General features: G+C 74.5%; 9 protein-coding genes. 7 read left to right on the forward strand and 2 right to left on the reverse strand.

Going from position 1 to position 11,843, the window contains the following annotated elements; translation table 11 throughout:
- Positions 1–341 precede the first annotated feature (341 nt).
- Complete coding sequence (serC, locus tag GBN72_RS26065) at positions 342–1,460, reverse strand: phosphoserine transaminase (protein WP_151774358.1); 1,119 nt, start codon at positions 1,458–1,460, stop codon at positions 342–344.
- A gap of 115 nt (positions 1,461–1,575) precedes the next feature.
- Here serC and GBN72_RS26070 point away from each other — a divergent pair, with 115 nt between their 5' ends.
- A complete protein-coding gene (locus tag GBN72_RS26070) occupies positions 1,576–4,614 on the forward strand; it encodes an FAD-binding and (Fe-S)-binding domain-containing protein (RefSeq protein WP_151774359.1) in 3,039 nt (1,012 codons plus the stop codon).
- 190 nt (positions 4,615–4,804) lie between these two features.
- Positions 4,805–5,641, forward strand: a complete 837-nt coding sequence (locus tag GBN72_RS26075; protein WP_151774577.1) for an EamA family transporter — start codon at positions 4,805–4,807, stop codon at positions 5,639–5,641.
- Positions 5,642–5,663: 22 nt separating this feature from the next.
- Here the strand turns inward: GBN72_RS26075 and GBN72_RS26080 are convergent, their stop codons facing one another.
- Entirely contained in the window at positions 5,664–6,071 is a 408-nt protein-coding gene (locus GBN72_RS26080) for a VOC family protein (RefSeq protein ID WP_151774578.1), read from the reverse strand.
- Positions 6,072–6,250: 179 nt separating this feature from the next.
- On the opposite strand from GBN72_RS26080, the gene GBN72_RS26085 reads away from it, so the two are divergent.
- The 5 genes from GBN72_RS26085 to GBN72_RS26105 all read left to right on the forward strand — a co-directional run bounded on the left by GBN72_RS26085 (position 6,251) and on the right by GBN72_RS26105 (position 11,840).
- Positions 6,251–6,805 (forward strand): GNAT family N-acetyltransferase, encoded by a 555-nt coding sequence (locus GBN72_RS26085; RefSeq protein WP_151774360.1) that lies wholly within the window; start codon positions 6,251–6,253, stop codon positions 6,803–6,805.
- Complete coding sequence (locus GBN72_RS26090; RefSeq protein WP_151774361.1) at positions 6,802–7,557, forward strand: N-acetyltransferase; 756 nt, start codon at positions 6,802–6,804, stop codon at positions 7,555–7,557. The genes GBN72_RS26085 and GBN72_RS26090 overlap by 4 nt, the downstream gene beginning before the upstream one ends.
- 193 nt (positions 7,558–7,750) lie before the next feature.
- Positions 7,751–8,545, forward strand: a complete 795-nt coding sequence (locus GBN72_RS26095; protein WP_151774362.1) for a TIGR03084 family metal-binding protein — start codon at positions 7,751–7,753, stop codon at positions 8,543–8,545.
- Positions 8,546–8,604: 59 nt separating this feature from the next.
- Entirely contained in the window at positions 8,605–10,239 is a 1,635-nt protein-coding gene (locus GBN72_RS26100) for an acyclic terpene utilization AtuA family protein (protein WP_218042092.1), read from the forward strand.
- Positions 10,236–11,840, forward strand: coding sequence for an acyl-CoA carboxylase subunit beta (locus GBN72_RS26105; protein WP_151774364.1), 1,605 nt, complete (start codon positions 10,236–10,238; stop codon positions 11,838–11,840). Before GBN72_RS26100 ends, GBN72_RS26105 begins: the two co-directional genes overlap by 4 nt.
- Positions 11,841–11,843: the final 3 nt, after the last annotated feature.

An 11,843-nucleotide genomic window follows, 5' to 3' on the forward strand; every position in this document is an offset into this window, starting at 1 on the left:
GTGCCCGGCGGCCCTCCCTGTCTGGCGGCCTTCCCTGCCCGGTGGGTCCCGCCAGGCCCCTGCGGCGCAGGCACACTCCGTCCGCGCCCCGCGCCGCCACCGCTTCCGCGCCGCGGGCAGGCGGCACGCTCGTGGGCTGCTTCGGCAGGGGCGCTGCGCCGCCCCGCCACCGCTCGGCCCGCCCCCGCCGGGGCTTGCCGTGTCGGCCGCTCCGTCCGGGTCCGCGTCGCGCTCACCGGGCAGGGGCGAGCGCGTGGTTCGCCCCCACGGGAAACCCGCACGGGAAAAGGACGACGCCGCGTTCCGGGGAACGCGGCGTCGTCAGGAGGCGGGGAGCGCGGTCAGAGGCGCTCGATGACGTAGTCGACGCTGGCCGTCAGGGCGGCCACGTCCGCGGGGTCGACCGCGGGGAACATGGCGACCCGCAGCTGGTTGCGCCCCAGCTTCCGGTACGGCTCCGTGTCGACGATCCCGTTCGCCCGCAGCGCCTTGGCGACGGCGGCCGCGTCGATCTCCTCGGCGAAGTCGATCGTGCCGATGACCTGCGACCGCTTCGCCGCGTCCGTGACGAACGGCGTCGCGTAGGTGGAGGCCTCCGCCCAGCCGTACAGCGTCCGCGAGGACTCGGCCGTGCGGGAGACCGCCCAGTCCAGGCCGCCCTGGCCGTTGATCCACTCCAGCTGCTCGTTCAGCAGGAAGAGCGTGGACAGCGCCGGCGTGTTGTAGGTCTGGTTCTTGCGGGAGTTGTCGATCGCCGTCGGCAGCGAGAAGAACTCCGGGATGTGACGGCCGGAGGCGTGGATCCGCTCGGCGCGCTCGACCGCGGCCGGGGAGAACACGCCGATCCACAGACCGCCGTCCGCGGCGAAGGACTTCTGCGGGGCGAAGTAGTAGACGTCCGTCTCGGTGATGTCGACCGGCAGGCCGCCCGCGCCGCTGGTCGCGTCGACCAGCACCAGCGCGCCGTCGTCCGCGCCGTCCACGCGGCGGACCGGCATGGCGACACCGGTGGAGGTCTCGTTGTGGGTGAGGGCGTAGACGTCGACACCCGCCTCGGCCTTGGCCTCAGGGTGGTCGCCCGGGTCCGCGGAGACCAGCGTGGGGTCGCCGAGCCAGGGGGCGAGCTTGGCGGCCTTGGCGAACTTCGAGGAGAACTCGCCGAAGGTGAGGTGCTGCGACCGGTTCTCGATCAGGCCGTGCGTCGCCACGTCCCAGAACGCGGTGGAGCCGCCGTTGCCGAGGACCACCTCGTAACCCTCGGGCAGGGAGAACAGCTCGCGGATGCCTTCCCGCACCTTGCCGACCAGGTTCTTGACCGGGGCCTGGCGGTGGGACGTGCCGAGCAGAGAGGTGCCGGTCGCGGCGAGAGCGTTCAGCGCCTTCGTCCGCACCTTGGAGGGGCCAGCGCCGAAACGTCCGTCGGCGGGCTTGATGTCAGCGGGAATCTGGATCTCAGCCACGAGCGCGAGCGTAGCCGTTCGTGAAACCCGGACGAAACGTGGTCCGGCGGCTGAGACGACGTGTCCGCCCTGCGCCGCCCGCCTCGGCGACGGCCGCTGCGGGCATGCTGGGGGGATGCGCGATCGGGAATCGGCACCACGGGAATCCGCACCGCTCGAGGCGTCACCACGCCGGGCTGCGCCACCGGAGGCAGCGCCGCTGGAGGCGGCACTGCGCGCGGCGGTCCGGGGAGAGGTGGCGTTCGACGCGGCCGCCCGGGCGCTGACCACCATGGACGCCTCCAACTACCGCCGGGTCCCGCTGGGCGTGGTGGCCCCACGCGACGCGGAGGACGTGGCGGCGGTGCTGGGGGTCTGCCGGGAGCACGGCGTCCCGGTGGTGCCGCGCGGCGGCGGGACCTCGATCGCGGGGCAGGCCACCGGGACCGGCGTGGTCCTGGACCTCACCCGGCACATGAACCGGCTGGTGTCGCTGGACGCGGCGGCCCGCACCGCCGTCGTGCAGCCGGGTCTGGTGCTGGACCGGCTCCAGGAGGCGGCGGCGCCGCACGGGCTGCGGTTCGGGCCCGACCCGTCGACCCACGGCCGGTGCACCCTGGGCGGGATGGTCGGCAACAACTCGTGCGGCTCCCACTCGGTGGCCTGGGGGACGACGGCGGACAACGTGGTGTCGCTGGAGGTGCTCACCGCGCGCGGCGCCCTCCTCCGCCTCGGGCGGGGCGGGCAGGGCGCGCCGGACGGCCTGCGGGAGCTGGTCGACTCCGAGCTGCGGCTGCTGCGGACCGGTTTCGCGACGGACCTGCCGCGCCGGATCTCCGGCTACGCGCTGGACGCGCTGCTGCCGGAGCGCGGGGTGGACGTGGCGCGGTCGTTCTGCGGCTCGGAGGGCACCCTCGGGGTGCTCACCGAGGCCACGGTGCGGCTGGTGGAGCCGCCGGGAGCACGCGCCCTGGCGGTGCTGGGGTACCCCGACGAGTCGGCGGCCGCGCAGGCCGCGCCGGGACTGCTGACCCACCGTCCGCTGACCGTTGAGGGCATGGCGACCGACCTGGTGCCGTCCGCCGAAGGGCTGCCGCGCGGCGGGGCCTGGCTCTTCGTGGAGACCGGCGGGGCCAACGGGACCGAGGCGCGGGCCCGCGCCGGGCGGATCGTGCGGGCGGCCGACGCGCTGGACGCGCTCGTGGTCACCGACCCCGCCGCCCAGCGTGCCCTCTGGCGGATCCGGGAGGACGCCGCCGGCACCGCCACCCGGATGCCGGACGGCACCGAGGCGTGGCCCGGCTGGGAGGACTGCGCGGTGCCGCCCGCCCGGCTGGGCGCGTACCTGCGGGACTTCCGGCGGCTGCTCGCGGCGCACGGACTCCGGGGGGCGCCGTACGGGCACTTCGGGGACGGCTGCGTCCACGTGCGCGTCGACTTCGACCTGCTGACGGAGCCCGGGATCGCGCGGTACCGGCGGTTCTCGGAGGAGCTGGCCGCCCTGGTGACCTCGTACGGGGGCTCGCTCTCCGGGGAGCACGGCGACGGTATGGCGCGGGCCGAGCTGCTGGAGCGGATGTACGGCGCCGAGGCGGTGCGGCTGTTCGAGCGGGTCAAGGAGGTCTGGGACCCGGACGGGCTGCTCAACCCGGGCGTCCTGGTCCGCCCGGAGCCGCTCGACGCCAACCTGCGGTTCGCGCCGCTGCCCCGCGAACCCGTCGACGTGGAGTTCGGCTACCCCGCCGACAACGGCGACTTCCGGGCGGCGGTCCGCCGCTGCGTGGGCGTCGCCAAGTGCCGCACCACCACGGCGGCCGGCAGCGAGGTGATGTGCCCCTCGTTCCGGGCGACCGGGGAGGAGGCGCACTCCACCCGCGGCCGGGCGCGGCTGCTGCACGAGATGCTGGCCGGAGAGGTGATCACCGACGGGTGGCGTTCGGTGGAGGTCCGGGACGCGCTCGACCTCTGTCTGTCCTGCAAGGGCTGCCGCACGGACTGCCCGGTCGGCGTCGACATGGCCACCTACAAGGCGGAGTTCCTGCACCACCACTACGCGGGGCGGCGGCGGCCGGCCGCGCACTACACGATGGGGTGGCTGCCGGTGTGGCTGCGGGTGGTGGCCCGGACCCGGCTGGCCCGGGTGGTGAACGCGCTGGCCGCGGTAGGGCCGCCGGCCGCGCTGGGCAAGCGGCTCGCGGGGGTGGCACCGGAACGGGGGATCCCGCGCCTCGCGCCGCGGACGTTCACCCGCACGTGGGAACGGCGTCCGCCGCGCGTCCTTCACCCGGAAGAGGCAGATCACCCGGACGAGGCAGGTCACCCGGAAGGGGGGCGCACGGTGGTGCTCTGGCCGGACACCTTCACGGAGTACCTCTCACCGTCCGTCGGCCTGTCGGCCGTACGGGTGCTGGAGGCGGCCGGGCTGACGGTGACGCTGCCACCGGTGCTCCGGCCGGGAGGCCCGCGGATCGCCGACGGCCGGACGGCCGGCCTCGGCGGCGCCCTCGCCGTCCTGGCGGCCGGCCGCCGCCGCGACCGGGTCTGCTGCGGCCTCACCTACATCTCCACCGGCCAGCTCGACCGGGCCCGGGCGGTGCTGCGCCGGACCCTCGACCTGATGGAACCGGTCCTCGACGCGGGCCTCCCGGTGGTGGTCCTGGAGCCGAGCTGCGGGGCGGCGCTCAGGAGCGACCTGCCCGAGCTGCTGTCCGACGATCCGCGGGCCGCACGGCTGTCCGCCGCCGTGGTCACCTTCGCCCAGGCGCTGGAGCGGTACGCGCCCGGCTGGACCCCGCCCCGGCTGGACCGCCCGGTCGCCGGACAGACCCACTGCCACCAGCACGCCGTCCTCGGCGACGCCGCCGAGCGCCGGCTGCGCGAGGCGGCCGGCCTCACCGGAGACCTCTCCGGCGGCTGCTGCGGCCTGGCCGGCGACTTCGGCTTCCAGCCCGGCCACCACGAGGTCTCCGTCGCCTGCGCCGAGGAACAGCTGCTGCCCGCCGTCCGGGCGGCCGGGGAGGACGCGGTGCTGCTCGCCGACGGCTACTCCTGCCGTACCCAGCTCGACCAACTGGCCGGGAAACGCGGCCGGCACCTGGCGGAGGTGCTGGCCGAGGCGCTGGACGAGGCGCTGGACGAGGTGTCGGCCGAGGCGCCGGACGGCGGTAAGGACTGAAAGCGTTTTACGGGAATGACACGCCGCGCTTAACCTCGTACGGACGACCCTTCCGCACCACCGCGCACACCAGGACGGCACCGTGAACGCATCCCGCACCGACCAGCCCCTCGCGGGAGCCACGGCGACCGGAGCGGGACCGGCGCCCGCCGCCGGGGCCCGGTCCGCGTTCGGGCCGGTCGGCCTGGTGATGGGCGGGGTCGTCTCCGTGCAGTTCGGCAGCGCGCTCGCCGTGAACCTGATGGAGCGCACCAGCGCGCTGGGCGTGGTCGCCATCCGCCTGGTGGTCGCCGCCGCTCTGCTGCTGGTGGTCTGCCGCCCGCGGCTGCGCGGCCACTCGCGTGCCGACTGGGGCACGGTGATCGCCTTCGCGGCGACGCTGGCGGGCATGAACGGCCTCTTCTACCAGGCCGCCGACCGGATGCCGCTGGGTCCGGCGGTGACCCTGGAGGTGCTGGGGCCGCTGGCGCTGTCGGTGTTCAGCTCCCGCCGGCTGGTGAGCGTCCTGTGGGCGGGGCTGGCCCTGGCCGGTGTCTTCCTGCTCGGTGGCGGCGACTTCTCCGGCCTGGACCCGGTGGGCGCGGCGTACGCGCTGGGCGCGGGCGCCATGTGGGCGGGGTACATCGTCTTCAGCGCCCGCACCGGCCGCCGCTTCCCGCAGGCCGACGGGCTGGCCATCGCGATGGCCCTGGCCGCCCTGTTCATCCTTCCGCTGGGCATCGGCTCGGCGGGCCGTGAACTCCTCGACCCGGTGACGGTGGGCCTCGGCGCGGGCGTCGCGGTGCTGTCGTCCGTGCTGCCCTACACCCTCGAGCTGATCGCCCTCCGCACCCTTCCGGCCTCCGCCTTCTCCATCCTGATGAGCCTGGAACCCGCGGTCGCCGCCCTCGCCGGCTTCCTGATCCTCCACCAGACGCTGGGTGCCGCCCAGGCGGCCGCCATCGGCCTGGTCGTCGCGGCGAGCATGGGCGCGGTCCGTACCCAGGTCGGCGCCCTCCGCGCGACCAAGGAACCCGTACTCGACTGAGTGGGCCGTTCGACGGGACGCCTCAGGAGAGCGTGTTGGACCAGTCCCGTGTGGACAGCACCAGCCGGTAGCCGTCGGGGTCCTCGACGGTGACGCCCCAGCGGTCCCAGTACGGGTTGTGGGAGGTGACGCGGCGGCCGCCGTGGGCCTCCAGGCGGGCGACCAGGGCCTCGGGGACGGGGCCGGCGCAGTAGATCACCAGCAGGTCCTCCGGGGTGGGGCGGGGTTCCACCGGGGCGAGGGCGTTGTGGGCGAGTTCCAGGTGCCAGGAGGCGCCGGGCCGGCCGACCATCAGCAGACTGTTGCCGCCGGGGGAGCCGTCCCCCGTCGTGCGCCAGAGCTGCGACAGGCCGAGGCCGTCGATCCAGAAGCGGGCCGCGGCGTCGAGGTCGCGGGAGGGGCGGGCCGTACGGATGTGGGCCGCCTCCATGGACGGGAGCCCCACCTGCTCGGCCGGGGCCGGGGCCGGGAGTCCGGCGGCGGAACCGGGAGGGCGGGGGCGCGCGGAGGGGGTGGTGGACATGGTGACGAGCGTAGGGAGCGGTGGGGCCCCGGCACATGGGAGAAAAGGCCTAGGACCCGGGGAGGAGCGCCGCCTAGGGTGCCCGCATGACTGAGGGACTGAGGCTGGAGCCGGTCACGCCGGACAACTTCGACACGGCGATCGGCATCGAGGTTGCCCCCGCGCAGCGGCGGCTGGTCGCACCGGTGGTGAAGTCCCTGGCGGAGGCGTACCTGCATCCGGAGCACGCGTGGCCCCGGCTGATCCTCGACGGGGACCGGCCGGTGGGCTTCCTGATGGCCTTCCTGGACATCGACTGGGCCGGCGACGGCACCCGGCGCGACGTCCGGTCCGGCCTGTGGCGGCTGAACATCGCCGAGGCCGAACAGCGGCGCGGCTACGGGAGGTTCGCGGTGCGTGCGGTGGCGGAGGAGATCCGGCGCCGTGGCGGGTCGCTGCTCCACGTGACCTGGGAGCCGGGCGAGGACGGGCCGGAGGGGTTCTACCTGGGGCTCGGGTTCCGGAAGACGGGCGAGGTCAGTGGCGGGCAGACCGTCGGGGTGCTGGAACTGGGCGGCGCGGGGGACGCGGGCGCCCGGAACGAGACGGGCGTCCAAAACGAGTTGGATCACCGCGGGCCGTCTGCCAGCCTGCGTGCATGACCACTGACGACGACATCCTGATCACGACCTTCGCCGAGCGCCCCGAGCTGATACCGCGGATGTACGACCTCCACGACACCTGGCCGGAGTTCGTCCAGCACGACCTGCTGTCCGCGTCCCTGCACAGCCGGGTGATCCGGGAGTTCCCCGAGTACTGCGTGGTCGCCACCGAGGGCGACCAGGTGGTGGCCCGGGCGATGAGCGTGCCGTTCAACTCCGTGCTGGAGGGCCGGGAGGAGACCCCCGACCAGGGCTGGGACCGGGTGATCGCCTGGGCGTTCCGCGACCGCGCGCTGGGCCTGGACGTCACCGCGGCGAGCGCGCTGGAGATCACCGTCGGCACCGGCCACCTCGGCAGGGGCCTGTCCTACCGGATGCTGGCCGCGATGCGCGGCGCGGTCGCCGCGCGGGGGCACGACGCGCTGCTCGCGCCGGTGCGGCCGAACGCCAAGCACCTGGAGCCGGACACCCCCATGGCCGAGTACGTCCGGCTGACCCGGGACGAGGACGGACTGCCGCGCGACCCCTGGCTGCGGGTGCACGTGCGGGCGGGCGGAGTGATCGAGAAGGTCGCCCCGGCCAGCATGACGGTCAGCGGCTCGCTCGAGCAGTGGCGGAAGTGGACCGGGCTCCCCTTCGACGCCGACGGCCCGGTACTGGTCCCCGACGCCCTCACGCCCGTCCTGTGCAGCCTCGCCCACGACCAGGCCGTGTACGTGGAACCCAACGTGTGGGTGCGCCACCGGCTGTGAACGGGCCCGCCGCCCGCCGCCCGCAGTCCGCCCCCGCCGCGCGTCACTCGCCGTCCGCCGTCCGCGGCTCACCGGTCGTCGTTCGCCGTCCAGAAAATCAAGCAAGCACGCTTGATTGATTTCCGTCCCGCTGCCATGCTCCCAAGCGCACCACCCCGCACATCGCCGTGCCCGGAGGGAGCAGTACGCCGAGATGGACGATCCGACCTCGTCGGTGATCGACGACATGCGTGCAGAGTCCGACGAACTCGACGCCTTGGTAGCCGAGTTGGACGACGAACGGTGGGCGGCACCCACGCCCGCGCCGGGCTGGGGCGTCGCCCACCAGATCGCCCACCTGGCGTGGACCGACCGGGCCGCGCTGGCCGCGATCGGTGACCGGGAGGCGTTCGACGCCGAGGTACGGCAGGCGCTCGCGGACCCCGGCGGGTACATGGACGCGCAGGCGGCGCTGGGCGCCCGCAAGCCGCCCGCGGAGCTCCTGGCCACCTGGCGGGAGGGCCGTGCCGAGCTGGCGGAGGCCCTGCACCGGGTGCCGCGAGGGACGCGCATCCCCTGGTTCGGGCCGCCGATGTCCGCGGCGTCGATGGCCACCGCACGGCTGATGGAGACCTGGGCGCACGGCCAGGACGTCGCCGACGCCCTGGGCGCCGAACGCCGTCCCACCGGCCGGCTGCGGCACATCGCCCGGCTGGGCGCGCGCACCCGCGACTTCGCGTTCCTGGTGAACGGGCTGGAGGCCCCGAAGGAGGAGTTCCACCTGGAACTCGCCTTCCCGGACGCCGGGTTGTGGACGCTCGGGCCGCAGGACGCGCCGCAGCGGGTCACCGGGTCGGGGCCGGACTTCTGCCTGCTGGTGACCCAGCGGGCCCACCGCGCCGACCTGGACCTGCGCGCCGAGGGCCCGGACGCCGACCGGTGGCTGGACATCGCGCAGTGCTTCGCCGGGCCTCCCGGCGCCGGACGCGCCCCCGGGGAGCGCGCGTGACGGCCCGCCCCCTGCGGATCGGCAACGCCTCCGGTTTCTACGGCGACCGTTTCGACGCGATGCGCGAGATGCTCACCGGCGGCGGACTCGACGTGCTGACCGGCGACTACCTCGCCGAACTGACCATGCTGATCCTCGGCCGCGACCGGCTCAAGGACCCCGAGGCCGGTTACGCCCGCACCTTCCTGCGCCAGCTGGAGGAGTGCCTGGGCCTGGCCCGCGAACGGGGCGTGCGGATCGTCGCCAACGCCGGCGGGCTCAACCCCGCCGGGCTGGCCGCCCGGATCCGTGAGCTGGCGGAGCGGCTCGGACTGCCGGTGCGGGTCGCCCACGTCGAGGGCGACGACCGCACCGCCGGGCACCCCGGTGCGCTCGCCGCCCACGCCTACCTCGGCGGCTTCGGCATCGCCGCCTGCCTGCGGGCCGGCGCCGACGTCGTGGTCACCGGCCGGGTCACCGACGCCGCCCTGGTCACCGGCCCGGCCGCCGCCCACTTCGGCTGGACCCCCGCCGACCACGACGCCCTGGCCGGCGCCGTCGTCGCCGGGCACGTGCTGGAGTGCGGCACCCAGGCCACCGGCGGCAACTACGCCTTCTTCGGCGACTTCGAGCCGCGCCGCCTGGTCCGCCCCGGCTTCCCGCTGGCGGAGATCCACGCCGACGGCACCGCCGTGATCACCAAGCACCCCGGCACCGGCGGAGTCGTCGACGTGGGCACGGTCACCGCTCAGCTCCTCTACGAGACCGGCGGAGCCCGCTACGCCGGGCCGGACGTCACCGCCCGGCTGGACACCGTCACCCTCGCCCAGGAGGGCCCCGACCGGGTCCGGATCGGCGGAGTGCGGGGCGAGGCGCCGCCGCCCACGCTCAAGGTGGGGATCAACCGGTTCGGCGGATTCCGCAACCAGGTGGAGTTCGTGCTCACCGGCCTCGACGTGGAACGCAAGGCCGCCCTGGTGCGGGAGCAGATGGAGGACGCGCTGGGCCGGGCCGAGGCGCGCCCCCGGCAGGTCGACTGGGAACTGGTCCGCACCGACCGGCCCGACGCCGCCACCGAGGAGACCGCCAGCGCGGTCCTGCGGCTGGTGGTCCGCGACCCCGACCAGCGGGCCGTCGGCCGGACCCTCAGCAGCGCGGGCATCGAACTGGCCCTGGCCAGCTACCCGGGCTTCCATGTCACCGCGCCGCCCGGCAAGGGCGCGCCCTACGGCACCTTCCACGCCGCGTACGTGCCGCAGGGCGACGTCGAGCACATCGCCGTGCTGCCGGACGGAACCCGCGAGGCGGTGCCGCCGGCGCCCGTGACACGGGAACTCGCCGGCGTCGCCGAGCCGCCGCTGCCACCGCCGCCCGCCCCCGGCCCGGTGCGCCGCGCCCCGCTGGGCCTGGTCGCCGGAGCCCGCAGCGGCGACAAGGGCGGCGACGCCAACGTCGGCGTGTGGGCCCGGAGCGACGAGGCGTGGCGGTGGCTCGCCCACACCCTCACCGTCGAGCGGTTCAAGGAGCTCCTGCCCGAGACCGAGGGGCTGACCGTCACCCGTCATCCGCTGCCCGACCTGCGCGCGCTCAACTTCGTGGTCGAGGGGATCCTCGGCGAGGGCGTGGCCGCGCAGCACCGTTTCGACCCGCAGGCCAAGGCGCTCGGCGAATGGCTGCGCGCCCGCCGCCTGGACATACCGGAGGCCCTGCTGTGACCGTGCTGCCCACGGCCCTGGACACCGACAGCCCCGAGTACGCGGCCCACCGCGCCGCGCTGCTGGAGAAGCTGGAGGCGCTGGACGCCGAACACGCCAAGGCCCTCGCGGGCGGCGGCGAGAAGTACGTCGCCCGGCACCGGGGGCGTGGGAAGCTGCTCGCCCGGGAGCGGATCGAGCTGCTCGTCGACCCCGACACCCCGTTCCTCGAGCTGTCGCCGCTGGCCGCCTGGGGCAGCGAGTACCCGGTGGGCGCGTCGATGGTCACCGGCATCGGCGTGGTCGAGGGCGTCGAGTGCCTGATCACCGCCAACGACCCCACCGTCCGCGGAGGCGCGACCAACCCGTGGGGGCTGAGGAAGGCACTGCGGGCCAACGACATCGCCCTGGCCAACCGGCTGCCCGTGGTGACCATGGTCGAGTCCGGCGGGGCCGACCTGCCCTCGCAGAAGGAGATCTTCATCCCCGGCGGCCAGGTCTTCCGCGACCTGACCCGGCTCTCGGCGGCCGGCATCCCGACCGTCGCCGTGGTGCTCGGCAACTCGACCGCGGGCGGCGCGTACATCCCCGGGATGTCCGACCACGTGATCATGGTGAGGGAGCGGTCGAAGGTCTTCCTCGGCGGTCCGCCGCTGGTGAAGATGGCCACCGGCGAGGAGAGCGACGACGAGTCGCTGGGCGGCGCGGAGATGCACGCGAGGGTCTCCGGGCTCGCCGACTACTTCGCCGTGGACGAGCTGGACGCGATCCGGCAGGCCCGCCGGGTGGTGGCCCGCCTCAACCACCGCAAGGCGCACCCGGACCCCGACCCGGCGTTCGTCGAGCCGCCGAAGTACGACCCCGAGGAACTGCTCGGCATCGTCCCCGAGGACCTGCGCACGCCGTTCGACCCGCGCGAGGTGATCGCCCGGATCGTCGACGGCTCGGACTTCGACGAGTTCAAGCCGCGCTACGGCACCAGCCTGACCACCGGCTGGGCCACCCTGCACGGCTACCCGGTCGGCATCCTGGCCAACGCGCAGGGCGTGCTGTTCAGCGCCGAGTCGCAGAAGGCCGCCCAGTTCATCCAGCTCGCCGACCAGCGCGACATCCCGCTGCTGTTCCTGCACAACACCACCGGCTACATGGTCGGCAAGGAGTACGAGCAGGGCGGCATCATCAAACACGGCGCGATGATGATCAACGCGGTGTCGAACTCGAAGGTGCCGCACCTGTCGGTCCTGATGGGCGCCTCCTACGGGGCCGGCCACTACGGCATGTGCGGGAGGGCCTACGACCCCCGCTTCCTGTTCGCCTGGCCGAGCGCGAAGTCCGCCGTGATGGGCCCGCAGCAGCTCGCCGGCGTGCTCTCCATCGTGATGCGACAGTCCGCGGCGTCGAAGGGGCAGCCCTACGACGAGGAGGGCGACAAGGCGCTGCGCGCCATGGTGGAGCAGCAGATCGAGGCCGAGTCGCTGCCGATGTTCCTGTCCGGGCGGCTCTACGACGACGGGGTGATCGACCCGCGCGACACCCGGACCGTACTGGGCATCTGCCTGTCCGCGATCCACACGGCCCCCTTCGAGGGCGTGCGCGGCGGCTTCGGCGTCTTCCGGATGTGAGGG

The organism is Streptomyces abyssomicinicus, from assembly GCF_008974245.1.
Lineage (GTDB): Bacteria > Actinomycetota > Actinomycetes > Streptomycetales > Streptomycetaceae > Streptomyces > Streptomyces abyssomicinicus.

Excerpts from the sequence above, each read along its gene's own strand:
- GBN72_RS26070 (WP_151774359.1), top strand. The coding sequence starts at position 1,576 with ATGCGCGATCGGGAATCGGCACCACGGGAATCCGCACCGCTCGAGGCG.
- GBN72_RS26075 (WP_151774577.1), top strand. The coding sequence starts at position 4,805 with ATGGGCGGGGTCGTCTCCGTGCAGTTCGGCAGCGCGCTCGCCGTGAAC.
- GBN72_RS26080 (WP_151774578.1), bottom strand. The coding sequence starts at position 6,071 with ATGGAGGCGGCCCACATCCGTACGGCCCGCCCCTCCCGCGACCTCGAC.
- GBN72_RS26085 (WP_151774360.1), top strand. The coding sequence starts at position 6,251 with ATGACTGAGGGACTGAGGCTGGAGCCGGTCACGCCGGACAACTTCGAC.
- GBN72_RS26090 (WP_151774361.1), top strand. The coding sequence starts at position 6,802 with ATGACCACTGACGACGACATCCTGATCACGACCTTCGCCGAGCGCCCC.
- GBN72_RS26095 (WP_151774362.1), top strand. The coding sequence starts at position 7,751 with ATGGACGATCCGACCTCGTCGGTGATCGACGACATGCGTGCAGAGTCC.
- GBN72_RS26100 (WP_218042092.1), top strand. The coding sequence starts at position 8,605 with ATGCGCGAGATGCTCACCGGCGGCGGACTCGACGTGCTGACCGGCGAC.